This window comes from Cellulomonas sp. B6 (assembly GCF_001462455.1).
GTDB lineage: Bacteria > Actinomycetota > Actinomycetes > Actinomycetales > Cellulomonadaceae > Cellulomonas.
In genome coordinates, this window is sequence record NZ_LNTD01000278.1 from 1 (window position 1) to 14,339 (window position 14,339).

A 14,339-nucleotide genomic window follows, 5' to 3' on the forward strand; every position below is an offset into this window, starting at 1 on the left:
CCCGCCCCCACCACCGCCGGAGCCCTGGTCGTCGCCGTCCTGCGGCTCGCGCAGACCGTCGTAGATCTCCTTGCAGACCGGGCAGACCGGGAACTTGTTGGGGTCGCGGCCCGGGACCCAGACCTTGCCGCAGAGCGCGATGACCGGCTTGCCGGACATCGCGGACTCCATGATCTTCTCCTTGCGCACGTAGTGCGCGAAGCGCTCGTGGTCCCCCGGCTCGACCTGCTCGTGGGTCTCCGTGCGCTCGAGGACCGAGGTGCCGCCCTGGGTCCCGAACGGGTCGTCGGGTCCGGACGGCGTGGTCGGCTCGCTCATGTCGGACATCGTACGTCGGGGGTCCGACGTCCCCGGGCGACGGCCCGCACCGACCCCGACGTGACGCCCCTGGACGCGCCCTCAGTCTTTGTGTCAATCTATCGACACATTGATCTACCGATCGGAGCATCGTGGCCTTCTCCGTCCTGATCCCCGTCGCGGCGGTGGTCGCGCTCGTCGCCGGGCTCGCCGCCGCGCTCGCACCGCGCCGCGCGACGACGGTCACGTCCACCGACGTCGTCACGTCGCCCGCCGCCCACCGCGACGCCCGGCAGCACGCCGCCGTCGTCGGCGGCGTCGCCTGGGCCGTGCTGGCCCTGCTCGCGGCGGCCGTCCCCACCGTCGCCTCCGGGAGCCACCGCGGCGGGCTCGTGCTGGGCTGCGCGCCGGCCGCCGCGGGCCTCGCGTTCCTGCTGGTCAGCGCCGTCGGGGAGCGCACGTGGCCCGCACCGACGGGGACGCTGCGGCGCGCCTCGCTCGTGCGGCGCACGGCGCTCGACGTCGGCCCGCGCCCTCTCGTGGTCCTGCTCGCGGCGTGGTGCGCCGCGCTGCTCCTGGTGCTGCTCGCCACGGGGACCACCGCCGACGTCGGCGGCACCACCGTCACGCTCCGGCTCGACGAGCAGCTCACCGCGTCGTCCGGGCCCTACCCGGGCGCGCCGTACGGGGTCCCGCTGGGCGTCGCGACGGGCCTGGTCGTGCTGGCCAGCGCCGGTGTGCTCCACCTCGTCGCCCGGCGGCCCGCGGTGACGGGCCTGTCGGTCGCCGACGACGCGGCGCTGCGCCGTGCCAGCGCCGGCCGCGTCCTCGCCGGCGTGCAGCTCGTCGTCGGCGCCACCCTCGCGGGCGTCCTGGCGTTCACCGGCCTGGCGCTGCGCGGCGCCTCCACCGGCACGTACGGCGTCGACGACGTGTGGACGTCCGTGGCCGAGCCGCTGCCCGCCGCGCTCGCCGTGCTCGCCCTGGTGGGAGCAGCCGTGGTCGCGGTCACCTGCGTCGCCGCGGCCGCCACCGGCCTCGTGCGCGCCACGCGCGCCTCCGCCCTGCCGGTCCCCGCGTGAGCGTCCAGCTCGAGGTCGACGTGACGTCGGGCGTCCCCGTGTACGAGCAGGTCCGGGCACAGGTGGTCGGCCACGTCGCGGCGGGCCGGCTGCGACCGGGCGACCGGCTCCCGACCATCCGCGCGCTCGCGACCGACCTCGGCCTCGCCCCGGGCACCGTGGCGCGCGCGTTCCGCGAGCTCGAGCAGGCGGGCGTCGTGGTGACACGACGACGCACGGGCACGGTCGTCGCGTCCGACGCCGCGCCGGCGCAGGCGCAGGCCCGGCGCGCGGCCGCCGACTACGCGCGTGCCGCGCGCGCCGCCGGGCTGTCGACCGACGAGGCCGTCGCCCTCGTCCGGGGCGCGCTCACGGCCGAGGCGCGCCCGGTGGAGGGGTGAGACGGGACGAGGTGGCGCCCCGGGGTCAGAGCGACTGCCAGGCAGGCTTGGCGGCGTACGTCTCGCGGTAGTAGCCGGCGAGCTGCAGCCGGCCGGCCGCGGCGTCGTCGACCAGCACCGTGACGCGCGGGTGCAGCTGCAGCACGGTCGCGGGCCACAGCGCGCTGACCGGGCCCTCGACGAGCTGGTGCACGGCCTCGGCCTTCTGCCGGCCCTGTGCGAGCAGCACGAGGTGGCGCGCGGCCGAGATCGTCGCGAGCCCCTGCGTGAGGCAGTGCGTCGGCACGCGGTCGAGGTCGCCGTCGAAGAACCGGGCGTTGTCCTCACGGGTCTGCCGCGTCAGCGTCTTGATGCGGGTGCGCGAGACGAGCGACGACCCGGGCTCGTTGAACGCGACGTGACCGTCGGTGCCGATCCCGAGGATCTGCAGGTCCACGCCCCCCGCGTCCGCGATGGCCCGCTCGTACGCGGCGCACGCCGCGGGCAGGTCGTCGGCCAGGCCGTCGGGCGCGTGCACCGCGGCGGGGTCGAGGTCGACGCGGCGGACCAGCTCGGCGTCGATGACGTTGCGGTACCGCTCGGGGTGGTCGGCGGGCAGGCCGACGTACTCGTCGAGCAGGAACGCGCGCGCCCGCGCGAACGACAGCCCGCGCTCGGCGTGCCGGTGCGCGAGCTCGTCGTACACGGCGAGCGGGCTCGAGCCCGTCGCGAGCCCCAGCACCGCGTCGGGCCGCTCCGCGAGCAGCCGCTCCACGGCGTCTGCGGCCAGCCGCGCGAGCTCGGCGCCGGGCGCGATGACGACCTCCATCAGACGTGCTCCTCTCGTCCCACGAGCGCGGCGCCCACGGCCGCGACCGGCACGTCCCGCGGCGCCAGGTGCACGCGGTCCGTCAGACCCAGCGACGCCAGGAACGGCGACGCGGCGGCCTCGCGCGTCAGCTCGGCGCGCACGGCGTCGAGCAGCCGCGCACCGAGCCCGCTCACCCCGCCGCCGATCACGACGCGGTCGACGTCGCACGTCAGCACGAGGACCCGGACCGCGACCGCCACGGCCCCGACGAACCGGTCGCGGACCGCGACGGCAGCCCCGTCTCCCCCGTCGGCGGCGTCGAACAGCGCGACGGGTGCGGGCCGCGCGTCGGGCGACGGCCAGGCCGCGTCGAGCGCGCTGCCCGACGCGTACTGCTCGATGCACCCCGCCTGACCGCACTTGCAGGGCAGACCGCCCGGCACGAGCGTCAGGTGCCCGACCTCCCCCGCCGCGCGGTGCGAGCCGCGGCGCAGCGCGCCGTCCAGCAGCAGCCCCGCCGCGACGCCCGTGCCGAGCGCGAGGAACGCGACGTCGCGCAGCCCGGCGCCGGGCTCCACGGTGTGCGCGGCACCCAGCACGGCGGCGTTGAGGTCGTTCTCGACGCGGACACGGGCACGCGGGCCGAGGACCGACGCGACGGCCGCCGCGAGCGCGAACGGCTGCTCGACTCCGACGTTGACCGCGTGCTCGACCGACCCGCTCGCCGGGTCGACGACCCCCGGCACCCCGACCCCGGTGCCGGCGAGGCGCTCGACGGGCACGCCGTGCGCCCCGGTCAGCGCGCGCACGGCCGCCGTCACGACGTCCACGAGCCCGTCGGGCCCGGGGCGCGTCGCGGCGCGGTGCGTCCGGGCCACGCGACCCGCGGGGTCGAGCAGCGCCGCCATGACCTTCGTGCCGCCGACGTCGACCCCGACGGACCACCCGGGCCCGCGCGGGTCGGGCGGCGCCGCGGGCACGCGCGTGGTCCCCCCCAGGGTGGTGCTCTCCATCGCTCAGCCCTTCACGGCCCCGGAGACGAGCCCGCCGGTCATGCGTCCCTGCACGAGCAGGAAGAACACGACCACCGGGATCGCCACGAGCACCGAGCCGGCCATGAGCGCCCCCCAGTCGGTCGCCTTGGTCGCCTGCTGGAACGTGCGCAGCCACACGGGCAGCGTCATGGACTCGGGGCGGGTCATGATGATGAGCGCCATGATGAACTCGTTCCAGGCCTGCAGGAACGCGAACACGCCGGTCGAGACGAGCCCGGGCGCGAGCAGCGGGAACGTCACCTTCCAGAACGCGCGGGGCCGGGAGCAGCCGTCGATCATCGCGGCCTCCTCGAGCTCGACCGGCACGCCGTTGACGAAGCCGCGCAACGTCCAGATGGTGAAGGGCAGCACGCCCGCGAGGTAGACGACGCCCAGGCCGACGACCGTGTTGAGCAGCTGCGCCGAGTCGATCATCTGGAAGACCGAGATCATCATGGCCTCGGCCGGGATCATCTGGACCACGAGGATCGACAGCACGAACGCGCGACGCCCGCGGAACCGGAACCGCGTGACCGCCAGCGACGCGACGAACGCGAGCAGCATGGCCGCGACCAGCACGAGGAACGTCACCTGCAGGGAGGTCCCCAGCGCCGGCACGAACGGCGAGCGGACCTGCCCGAACATCGCCGTGTCGTAGTTGCGCAGCGTGGGCTGGTCGGGCCACAGGTGCAGGTCGGGGCCCGAGATGAGGTTGGTCGGCAGGAACGAGGTGTTGACCATCCAGTACACGGGGAACGCGAACGCCGCCGAGACCAGCGCCGCGAGCACGCCCCACCCGACCGCCGCGGCGCGCCGGCGCCGCGAGCGGCGGCGCGGCGTCACGGGTGCGGCGGGACGGACGACGCCCGGGTCCGTGGCGGTCGTCGGCGCGGGGCCGGCGGGGGCGAGGCTCACAGCTCCTCCTCCTTGACCGTCGCGCGCACGTAGTACGCCGAGATCACGAGCATCAGGACGGTGAAGATGACGGCGATGGCGCTCGCGGCGCCGTAGTGGCCCTGCGCCATGCCCATCTCGTAGATGTAGACGCCGAGCGTGCTGGTCTCGGACTTGATGCCGCCGATGCCCTGCAGCACGAAGACCTGGGTGAACACCTTGAGGTCCCAGATCATCGACAGCACGATCAGCACGACGTAGATCGAGCGGACGTACGGCACCTGGACCCCGAAGAACCGCTGCCGGGCGCTCGCACCGTCGAGCTGCGCGGCCTCGATCACCTCGCCGGGCACCTGCGTGAAGCCCGCGTAGAGCGTGAACGCGACGAACGGGATCGCGCCCCACACGACGACGAGCGTGGCCACGGCGAAGAACGACGCCGGGTCGATGAGCCACGAGTGACCCATCCAGCTCGTCGAGCCCAGGCGCGTGAGCAGGTGGTTGACGACCCCGTACTGCGAGTCGAACATCCAGCCCCAGACGAGCATCGCGGCCAGCGGCGGCATCGCCCACGCGAGCAGCAGGCCCACCGACAGGACGAGCCGCATCGCCTTCCCGAGCTTCATGAGCAGCAGCGCGACGAGCGTGCCCAGGGTGATCGTCAGGACGACGCACACGACCATGAACGCGAAGCTGCGGGCCGTGACGGTCCAGAACCGCGCGTCGGTGAGCGTGGCCGTGTAGTTGTCGAGGCCCACGAACCGCGCGGGCACGCCCAGCAGCTGGGCACGCTCGTACTCGTGCACCGACAGCCACAGCATGCGTACGAGCGGGTAGCCGGTGATGGCCGCGAGCACCGCGAGGCTGGGCGCGAGGAACAACCACGGCAGCAGCCGGGCGGGGGTGATCGCGCGCGTGGCGCGCGGGGCCGGTGCGCCGGGCGGCGCGGCCGGGAGCGTGCTGGTGCTCATCGGGTTCCTTCGGCGGACGAGCGGAGGGTCGGGCGGGCGCGGGTCGTGCCCGCGGCGGCCGGGCCCGCGCGGGTGCGCGGGCCCGGCGGGGTGCGGGTCAGCCGTTGAGGATCGACTCGATCGTCGCGTCGAGCTCCTTGGCGATGGTCGGCACGTCGCCGCCCTGCGCGATCTGGACGAGCGCGTCCTGGATGACGCGCTGCGCCTCGACGTCGCCCCACTTCGGCGACGCGGGGGTGAGCTCGGCGTTGGCGGCGGCCGCGGCCGACGCCTGCGTGAACTCGTCGTCCGGCAGCGCCGAGGCGAGCGACTTCTTGGCCGGGATCATCGAGTTCTCGGCGAGGATCGTCTGGTACTCGTCGGAGAGCATGATCGTCAGGGCCTTCTTGGCCAGGTCGACGTTCTTCGACTTGGTGGCCACCGCGACGTTGGAGCCGCCCGCGAACACCTTGGCTGTCGTGCCGGCCTTCTTGCCCGGGAGCGGGAACGCGTGGAGGTCGGAGCCGTACGTGTCGGCGCAGCCCGGGATCTCGGCGTCGGCCGCGGCCTGGATCGACCCGCGCAGCCAGTTCGGTGCCGACAGGAACGTGGTCTGGCCGGCGCAGAACGGCACCTGCAGCTCGGACTCGTCACCGTCCTTCGGGGCGTTGGACGCCGTGGTCATGAGCTGCTGGACCTGCTCGAGCCCGGCGATGCCGCCCTCGGAGGAGAACCCGGCCTTCCACGTGCCGTCGTCCTCGGGCTCGGCGATGAAGCCGCCGTTCTCCCACACGAACGGCAGCGCGTTGTACCAGTCCTGCCCGGGGAACCACACGCCCGACCGTTCGGGCGTCGTGATCTGCTCGGCGGTGCTCACGTACTCGTCGAGCGTCGCGGGGACCGCGGTGCCGCCGAGCAGCTGCTGGCTGTAGAACACGATGCGCGAGCCCGCGTAGTACGGGGCCGCGTAGAACGTGCCCTCCCACGTGCCGGCCTTGACGAAGCCGGGCAGCAGGTCGTCGCCGCCGAGGTCGGCCTCGACGTCGTCGAGCGGCGCGAAGAACCCGGCGGACGTGAACGTCGCGGCCTGCGTGTTGCCGACCTCGACGACGTCGGGCGAGTCGGACGACGACAGCGCGGTCGTGAGCTTGTCGACCAGGCCGGTCCACGACTGCTCCTCGATCGTGAGCGTCGAGCCCGGGTTCTCGTCCTCGAACGTCGTCTTGAGGTAGTCGCGCGCCTTGTCGGGCGTGTCGGTGCCGACGAGCCACACGCGGATCTCGGCGCCGTCGGAGCCGCCGGACGACCCGCCCGTGCTGTCACCGCCAGCCGTGTCGCCGCTGGAGCACGCCGTGAGCAGGAGCGCTGCCGCGAGACCGGCGGCGCCGAAACGTAGGATCTTCACGTTGGGGTCCCTTCCCTGAGCGAGGCGGTCGTCACCACGACGGCCGCCGGGGGTGGTGCTGCCGACCTGCTGGACGGTCGGCTCGAGGTCGTCACGTGACCTCGGGCCGGCCCCGGTTGCGCGGCTCGGGACCGTCACGTGATCCCGAGCTGCCCGGACAGGACGAGCACGGCGGCACCCGCGAGCGCCGCGTCCTCGTCGAGCGTGGCCATCCGCAACCGCAGGTCGTGCCCGATGACGGGCATGGTCCGGTCGCGGAGCATGGTGGTCGCCGCCTCCCGCAGGGGTCCGTCGAGCAGCTCGCCCGGACCGGAGAGCAGGACCTCGGCGAGGTTGAGCGCGCTGACGACGGGCGCGAGGCAGCGGCCCAGCGTCCGCCCGACCGACGCCAGCGCGGCGTCGGCGTCCTGGGGGGCGAGGCCCGCGACCCGGCGCCGCAGGGCGGGCGCGCTGAGCACGGTCTCGAGGCAGCCGGTGCGCCCGCACGCGCAGGGCTGCGGGGTCTCGCCGTGTGTGTCCTCGTCGACGACGGTGACGTGCCCGATCTCACCGGCCGCGTGGCCGCGGCCGCGCACGAGCGCGCCGTCGACGAGCAGCCCGGCGCCCACGCCCTGGCCGACGGTGACGATGATGGTGCTCGCGTCCGCTCCCCCGTAGGTGTACTCGCCCAGCGCGCGCGTGTTGGCGTCGTTGGCGACGTGCACGGGGACGCCGAGCGCGGCGGAGAGCCGGGACGCGAGCGGCACGTCGTACCAGCCGCGGTTGGGCGCCTCGATGACGCGTCCGGCGTCGTCGATGACGCCGGGCGAGGAGATGCCGACGCCGACGACGGGCCGTTCGGCGGCCTCGACGAGCCGGCGGGCGACGTCCTCGACGAGCGTGGCGGCGGCCTCGCCGCTCGCTCCCCCGGTCGGCACGTGCTCGCGTCGGACGACCTCGCCGACGAGCGTCATGACCGCGCCGTGGACGGTGTCGTCGTCGGTGAGGTCGAGCGTGACGACGTGGTGGTCGGCCGAGCGCAGGCCGACGAGCGTCGCGGGCTTGCCGACGCGCGCCTCGGAGCGGACGCCGAGGTCGGCGACGAGGTCCTCGGCGAGGAGCGCGGCGACCAGGTCGGAGACGGTCACCCGCGTGAGGCCGGTGCTGCGGGCGATGTCGGCGCGCGACGACGGCCCCTCGTGGAACAGGTGCCCGAGCACGAGCGACCGGTTGTGGGCCCGCGCGTGCTCGGGGAGCACCTTGGCGGTCGGTCGCAGCTGGCGCTGGACCGGACCTCCCGGGCGGCCCGTCCCGGACCTCGTCGTCGTGGACATGTTTGTTAGTAGACCTTCCTTACTAATCGCCGTCAAGGGTCACGAGTGACCGTGATCACATCGTGATCGGGCGTTCACACGCGCGTGCCAGGCGGGCGACGCGTCGGTAACACGGGCGTCGACGCACGACGCCCGTGCAGGTCAGGAGTGGGTCAGGAGTGGGGCAGGCGCAGGACAGGGGCAGGTCAGACGCCGGTGAGCACGTCGGGGGCCGCCCCCACGTCCGCGGCGGCGAGCCACCCGCGCGCACCCGCGTGCCGCACCGACGCGGTCGCGCACCGGACGCCCTCGACGAGCGCGTCGAGGGAGCCGCTCCCCCGCGCGAGCGCCGCGGCCATCGCGCCGTGCAGCACGTCACCCGCCCCCAGCGTGTCCACGACGTCGCCCGCGCCGACCCTCGCGGGGCGCACGCGCTCGTGCACCACGCCACCCCCGGCGACCGTGCGCCGCACGCGCACGTCACCCGCGCCGGCGCTGCGCGCGACGAACCGCGGGCCGTGCGCGGCCACGGCGGCGAGCAGCGCCGCCACGGCGTCCTCCTGCTCCGCGCCCGTCGCCGCGCGCGGGTCCGCGAGGCCCGGGACCAGCAGGTCGGCCGAGAGCACCGCATGGTCCACGACCGCGAGCAGGTCCGGCGTCGTCGGCTTCCACGACCCGCCGTCCAGCAGCACGGGCAGCCCGGCGGCGCGCGCCGCGCGCGCCACGGGCACCGCCGCACCCGCGTGGTGGCCGTCGACCAGCAGCGCGGTCGCGCCGTCGAGCACGCGCACGTCCGCCGCGACGTGCGGCGCCCGCGCGCCGTTGACCGACACGACCGCACGCTCCCCCGTGCCGCGCGTCACCAGCACCGTCGAGACCGGCAGCACGCCCTCGGCGCCACGCGCGAGGTCCACGACGTCCACGCCCGCGTCCGCCAGACCCGCGCGGGCCACGTCCGCCAGCGGGCCGGCGCCGAGCACCGTCACGAGGGTCGTCGGCACGCCCAGCCCGACCGCCACGGCCGCCGCGTTGGCCGCGGGCCCGCCGAACGTCACGTCGAGGCCGTCGGCGACGACCTTCTCGTCGGCACCCGGCACCCGGTCGACCACCTGCGTGACGTCGAGCGTCGTCAGGCCGCAGCAGACCAGTCGCGTGCTCATCGCGGCATCGTCCCAGACGCGCCCGCACGACCGCGGCGCACCAGGCACGGCGCGCGCCCGGACCACGACCGTGTGAACGCTCACACCTTCAACGTTTCACCGTGCCCGGCGCCCTTCTCGCGGGCCGCCCGGCCGTGCTTGGCTCCCCGCACGCCCGTGCCCCCGTCCCGGGAGGACCCCATGCACCGCAGACCCCGCACCGCCCGGCCGCCGCTGCGCGCCGTGCTCACCGCCGCGCTCGCGCTCGCGCTCGGCGGCACGCTGGCCCTGACGACCGCGCCGGCCGCGTCCGCCGCGAGCGTCGACACCACCGCCTGGTACGTCCTGGTCAACCGGCAGTCCGGCAAGGTCATGGACGTGCGGGACACGTCGACCGCCGACGGCGCCGTCATCCAGCAGTGGCCCCGCAACGACGGCGCGTGGCAGCAGTGGCAGTTCGTCGACTCGGGGTCGGGCTGGTACCGCCTGAAGTCGCGGCACTCGGGCAAGGTCCTCGACCTGTGGGAGTGGTCCACCGCCGACGGCGCGGGGTTCCGGCAGTACACCGACCTCGGTGCGACCAACCAGCAGTTCAAGCTCGTCGACTCCGCGAGCGGCGCGTACGTCCGGCTCGTCAACCGGCACTCGTCCAAGGTCGTCACGGTCACCGACCGGTCCACGGCCGACGGCGCGACCGTCACGCAGCTCACGGACAACAACCAGTACAACCAGCAGTGGCAGCTCGTGAGGGTCGGCAGCGGCGCGCCGACCCAGCCGACGCCGCAGCCGACGCCCCAGCCGACCACCGCCCCCGGCGCGTTCCCGGCGTGGCCGACAGCGCAGGGTCAGCAGAAGGTCTCGGCGACCATCAAGATCCAGGGCACGCGCGACATGGGCATGGTCCGCTACTACGGCATCGCGCCGGGCGGCCAGGACGAGGGCCAGCCGCCGATGTTCGAGCTCGCGGACGGCGCCGTCCTCAAGAACGTCATCCTCGGCACGGGCGCCGGCGACGGCATCCACTGCCGCGGCACCTGCACGCTGCAGAACGTCTGGTGGGAGGACGTCGGCGAGGACGCCGCGACGTTCAAGGGCACGTCCGCGTCCCAGACCATGACGGTCGACGGCGGCGGCGCGCGCCTCGCGTCCGACAAGGTGTTCCAGCACAACGGCCCCGGCACGTTCGTGATCAGGAACTTCCAGGTCAGCGACTTCGGCAAGCTCTACCGCTCGTGCGGCAACTGCTCGACCCAGCACGCGCGCACCGTCCAGGTGCAGAACGTGCTCGTGACCGCCCCGGGCAAGGCGCTCGTCGGCATCAACCCCAACCTCGGGGACCGCGCGACGATCACCGGCGTGACGGTGGTCAACGACCCGTCCCGCAAGATCGCGATCTGCGAGGAGTACCGCGGGGTCACGTCGGGCGAGCCGACCAAGGTCGCGACCGGCCCCAGCGCCGCGTGCGGCTACAGCACGTCCGGCATCACGTACCGCTGACGGACCCCGCACCGGTCCGACGCGCGCGCGGCCGTGCCCGGTCGACGAGCCCCCAGGCCGTCGCACCGAGCACGGCCGCCGCCGTGAGCACGGCCGGCCACGGCCCGGCGACGTCGGCGGCGACGTGCGACGCGACGAACAGCGCGAGCCCGACCACGAGCACGACGACGGGCCGCCACCACCCGACGCGCGGCACCGCCACGCGCAGGCACCACGCGGCCGTGACCAGCAGCACCAGCCCGCCGAGCCAGCGCACGCCCGTGCCCTGGGCGAGCGCGAACGCGACGACGAGACCGGTGGCGGCGACCGCCGCGACGGGGACGCGGGACATGACGCCCACGGTAGCCGCGGCGCACGACCGGACGTCCCGTGCGAGAACGCACCCACCGGCCCTACGGTGGGCGGGTGCGCGAGTCGCACCCCGCTCGTCGAACCCTGGAGAACCCCGTGCCCACGCCGCCCATCGACCCGACGACCACGAGCGCCTGGCAGGCGCTCTCGGAGCACGAGAGCACGCTGCGCCCCGACCTGCGCACGTGGTTCGCGCAGGACCCCGAGCGCGCGCAGCGCCTCACGCTGCCGCTCGCGGACCTCACGGTCGACCTGTCGAAGAACCTCGTGACCGACGAGACGATCGCGCTGCTGGCGCGTCTCGCGGACGAGGTGCAGCTCACCGACCGGTTCGCCGCGATGCTCGCCGGCGAGCGCATCAACGTCACCGAGGACCGCGCGGTGCTGCACACCGCGCTGCGCCGCCCCGCGGGCGCGCAGCCGCCGCTGGTCGTCGACGGCCAGCAGGTCGACGACGACGTGCAGCGCGTGCTCGCCGAGGTGTCCGCGTTCGCGGAGAAGGTCCGCTCGGGCGCGTGGACGGGCGTCACGGGCGAGCGCGTGCGCACGGTCGTCAACATCGGCATCGGCGGCTCCGACCTCGGACCCGTCATGGTCTACGAGGCGCTCGAGCCGTACGTCGCCGACGACCTCGAGGTCCGGTTCGTCTCCAACATCGACCCGACCGACCTCGCGCAGAAGACCGCCGACCTCGACCCGTCGACCACGCTGTTCATCGTCGCGTCCAAGACGTTCACGACGCTCGAGACCCTCACGAACGCGCGCCTGGCGCGCGCGTGGCTGTGGGAGCGCCTGGTCGCCGAGGGCCGCATCGCCGACACGGACGACGCACGCCGCGACGCCGTCGCGAAGCACTTCGTCGCGGTCTCGACCGCGCTCGACAAGGTCGCCGAGTTCGGCATCGACCCGGCCAACGCGTTCGGGTTCTGGGACTGGGTCGGCGGCCGCTACTCGGTCGACTCGGCGATCGGCACGTCCCTCGCGATCGCGATCGGCCCCGACGCGTTCCGCGAGCTCCTCGCGGGCTTCCACGCGGTCGACGAGCACGCCCGTACGACCCCGTTCGAGCGCAACGTGCCGTTCCTCATGGGCCTGCTCAACGTCTGGTACGTCAACTTCCTCGGCGCGCACACGCACGCCGTGCTCCCGTACGCGCAGCAGCTGCACCGCTTCCCGGCGTACCTGCAGCAGCTCACGATGGAGTCCAACGGCAAGTCCGTGCGCTGGGACGGCACGCCCGTCACGACGCAGACCGGCGAGGTCTTCTGGGGCGAGCCCGGCACCAACGGCCAGCACGCGTTCTACCAGCTCATCCACCAGGGCACGCGCCTCATCCCGGCCGACTTCATCGCGGTCGCCAACCCCGCGTACCCGCTGCGCGACGGCGAGACCGACGTGCACGCGCTGTTCCTCGCGAACTTCTTCGCGCAGACCAAGGCGCTCGCGTTCGGCAAGACCGCCGACGAGGTGCGCGCCGAGGGCACCGCCGAGGAGATCGTGCCCGCGCGCGTGTTCTCGGGGAACCGGCCGACCACGTCGATCCTCGCGCCCGCGCTCACGCCGTCGGTCGTGGGGCAGCTCGTCGCGCTGTACGAGCACATCACGTTCGCGCAGGGCGTCGTGTGGGGCATCGACTCGTTCGACCAGTGGGGCGTCGAGCTGGGCAAGAAGCTCGCGATGGAGATCGCGCCCGCCGTGCAGGGCGACGCGGGCGCGCTCGACGCGCAGGACCCGTCGACCAGGTCGCTCATCGCGAGGTACCTCGAGCTGCGGAGCTGACCCCCGCGGCCGTCACGGCACGGCGACGGCGCACGCACCGCGGCCCGCGGTCGGCACGGCACCCCGAGCGGGGTGGTCGTGCGGACCGCGGGCCGTCGTGCGTCCGGGACGCGCGCGCGGGCCGCGGGCGGGTCCCGGACGAGGGCGCGGCACCTGCGACACGACGGTCGACGGCGGCGACCCGTCAGGCCCGCGTCAGCGTGCCGTGCAGGTGACCGCGCCGACGGGTGGCTCGCCCGTGCCCTGGAAGCCGAGCTCGGTCGCCGCACCGGGCGCGAGCGCGCCGTTCCACGCGACCGCCCCGAACGTGACCGGCGACGAGCCCGACACGGTGGCGCTCCAGGCGTGCGCGACCCGGTCGGCCGGCAGCGGCACCGCGACCTGCCAGCCGGACGTGGCCGACGTGCCGCTGCTCGTCACGCGCACGGTCGCGACGAAGCCACCCGGCCACCGGCTCGTGACCGTGAGGGCGGCCGTGCAGGCCGCGCCAGCGGTCGGGGTGGGCGTGGGTGTCGAGGTGGGCGTGGGTGTCGCGGTGGGCGTCGGGGTCGCGGTGGGCGTCGGCGTCGGCGTCGGGCTGACGGTGGGCGTCGGGCTGGGCGTCGGCGCCGTGCCCTCGACGAGCGCGAGCGCCCGCTCGACCACGGGCAGCCAGGTCGCGGCCATGCGCACCGTGCCGGCGTCGTTCGGGTGCACGCCGTCCGACGTGTCGCGGGCCGGGTCCCAGCCGGTCCAGTGGTCGGCGACGAGCACGGGCGAGCCGGGCGTCGACGTCGCGGCCGCCCACGCCGGGACCTCGGCGTTGAACGCCTCGGTGCGGGCCGGGCACTGCGCGCACGACGACGGCGCGACGGGGATGATCTGCGCCGCCACGACCACGACGTGCGGGTCGACCGCGCGCATCTGCGCGACGAGCGTCGTCCAGGCGTCGAGGACCTGCTGCGGTGTCCGCGCGCTCCACACGTCGTTGGTGGCGAAGTGCATGAGCACGACCTGCGGGCGCGTGGCTGCGAACCAGGCGGCCGCCTCGCCGGAGGCGGCGACGGTCGTCACGAGCGCACCGCCGTGCCCCTCGTTGTCGCCGTCGTGCGGGATGCCGCAGCCCTGCGTCGGCAGCGTGCCGACCATGTCGACGCGGTGCCCGGCGGCGGTGAGGTCCCGGTGCAGCAGCGCGCGCCAGCACCCCGGCGAGCCGGTGATCGAGTCACCGAGCGGCATGACGCGCACGGGAGCGGCGTCATCGGCGACCCTCGGCACCGCGGCAGGTGTCCCGACGGAGTGCGGCGTCACGACGGACGGCGTCGCAGGGGGCGCGGCGACCGCGCCCGTCGTCGCGAGCGCACCGGGGAGCGCGAGCAGCGCGAGACCGGCGAGGGTCGCGAGCGCGCGGTGCGTCCGGCCGCGCGGACCGCGGCGGGCGTGACGCCGGTCGGGGTGGGACGACGGGGG

Annotated in this window: 14 protein-coding genes; 4 read left to right on the forward strand and 10 right to left on the reverse strand. The window is 74.8% G+C overall.

Annotation, left to right across the window (positions count from 1 at the left end):
• Positions 1-318 (reverse strand): DUF3039 domain-containing protein (locus ATM99_RS18350; protein ID WP_150118362.1); only part of this gene is annotated, 318 nt, incomplete at its 3' end.
• A gap of 131 nt (positions 319-449) precedes the next feature.
• Here ATM99_RS18350 and ATM99_RS18355 point away from each other — a divergent pair.
• Together ATM99_RS18355 and ATM99_RS18360 are read left to right on the forward strand one after the other, a co-directional pair.
• The gene (locus ATM99_RS18355) at positions 450-1,379 is read left to right on the forward strand and encodes a hypothetical protein (RefSeq protein ID WP_062104259.1); all 930 of its coding nucleotides are present in this window, start codon (positions 450-452) and stop codon (positions 1,377-1,379) included.
• On the forward strand, positions 1,376-1,759 hold the full coding sequence (locus ATM99_RS18360) for a GntR family transcriptional regulator (RefSeq protein ID WP_062104261.1): 384 nt from the start codon (positions 1,376-1,378) through the stop codon (positions 1,757-1,759). Before ATM99_RS18355 ends, ATM99_RS18360 begins: the two co-directional genes overlap by 4 nt.
• Before the next feature lie 25 nt (positions 1,760-1,784).
• Here the strand turns inward: ATM99_RS18360 and nagB are convergent, their stop codons facing one another.
• The 7 genes from nagB to ATM99_RS18395 all read right to left on the reverse strand — a co-directional run bounded on the left by nagB (position 1,785) and on the right by ATM99_RS18395 (position 9,284).
• Entirely contained in the window at positions 1,785-2,567 is a 783-nt protein-coding gene (gene nagB / locus ATM99_RS18365; RefSeq protein ID WP_062104263.1) for a glucosamine-6-phosphate deaminase, read from the reverse strand.
• Positions 2,567-3,562: an ROK family protein gene (locus ATM99_RS18370; protein WP_082660063.1), complete on the reverse strand. Its 996-nt coding sequence runs from the start codon at positions 3,560-3,562 to the stop codon at positions 2,567-2,569. The genes nagB and ATM99_RS18370 overlap by 1 nt, the downstream gene beginning before the upstream one ends.
• 3 nt (positions 3,563-3,565) lie before the next feature.
• Positions 3,566-4,498 carry a carbohydrate ABC transporter permease gene (locus ATM99_RS18375; protein WP_062104266.1) on the reverse strand — a complete coding sequence of 311 codons (933 nt, stop codon included), beginning with the start codon at positions 4,496-4,498 and terminating at the stop codon, positions 3,566-3,568.
• Positions 4,495-5,448, reverse strand: coding sequence for a carbohydrate ABC transporter permease (locus ATM99_RS18380; RefSeq protein ID WP_062104268.1), 954 nt, complete (start codon positions 5,446-5,448; stop codon positions 4,495-4,497). The genes ATM99_RS18375 and ATM99_RS18380 overlap by 4 nt, the downstream gene beginning before the upstream one ends.
• 97 nt (positions 5,449-5,545) lie before the next feature.
• On the reverse strand, positions 5,546-6,832 hold the full coding sequence (locus tag ATM99_RS18385; RefSeq protein ID WP_082660065.1) for an extracellular solute-binding protein: 1,287 nt from the start codon (positions 6,830-6,832) through the stop codon (positions 5,546-5,548).
• Between the two features lie 134 nt (positions 6,833-6,966).
• A complete protein-coding gene (locus ATM99_RS18390) occupies positions 6,967-8,145 on the reverse strand; it encodes an ROK family transcriptional regulator (protein WP_062104270.1) in 1,179 nt (392 codons plus the stop codon).
• A 185-nt stretch (positions 8,146-8,330) separates the two neighbouring features.
• Positions 8,331-9,284: a PfkB family carbohydrate kinase gene (locus ATM99_RS18395; protein WP_062104272.1), complete on the reverse strand. Its 954-nt coding sequence runs from the start codon at positions 9,282-9,284 to the stop codon at positions 8,331-8,333.
• A gap of 180 nt (positions 9,285-9,464) precedes the next feature.
• Here ATM99_RS18395 and ATM99_RS18400 point away from each other — a divergent pair, with 180 nt between their 5' ends.
• Positions 9,465-10,760 carry a pectate lyase gene (locus ATM99_RS18400; protein ID WP_062104274.1) on the forward strand — a complete coding sequence of 432 codons (1,296 nt, stop codon included), beginning with the start codon at positions 9,465-9,467 and terminating at the stop codon, positions 10,758-10,760.
• Here the strand turns inward: ATM99_RS18400 and ATM99_RS18405 are convergent.
• On the reverse strand, positions 10,747-11,091 hold the full coding sequence (locus ATM99_RS18405; protein ID WP_046530415.1) for a hypothetical protein: 345 nt from the start codon (positions 11,089-11,091) through the stop codon (positions 10,747-10,749). The two genes, ATM99_RS18400 and ATM99_RS18405, sit on opposite strands and share 14 nt — an antisense overlap.
• Positions 11,092-11,207: 116 nt before the next feature.
• Here ATM99_RS18405 and pgi point away from each other — a divergent pair, with 116 nt between their 5' ends.
• Positions 11,208-12,890 (forward strand): glucose-6-phosphate isomerase, encoded by a 1,683-nt coding sequence (gene pgi / locus ATM99_RS18410; RefSeq protein ID WP_062104276.1) that lies wholly within the window; start codon positions 11,208-11,210, stop codon positions 12,888-12,890.
• Between the two features lie 195 nt (positions 12,891-13,085).
• Here pgi and ATM99_RS18415 read toward each other — a convergent pair.
• Positions 13,086-14,339, reverse strand: a 1,254-nt coding sequence (locus tag ATM99_RS18415; protein WP_062104278.1) for a cellulose binding domain-containing protein, incomplete at its 5' end; no start/stop codon positions are given.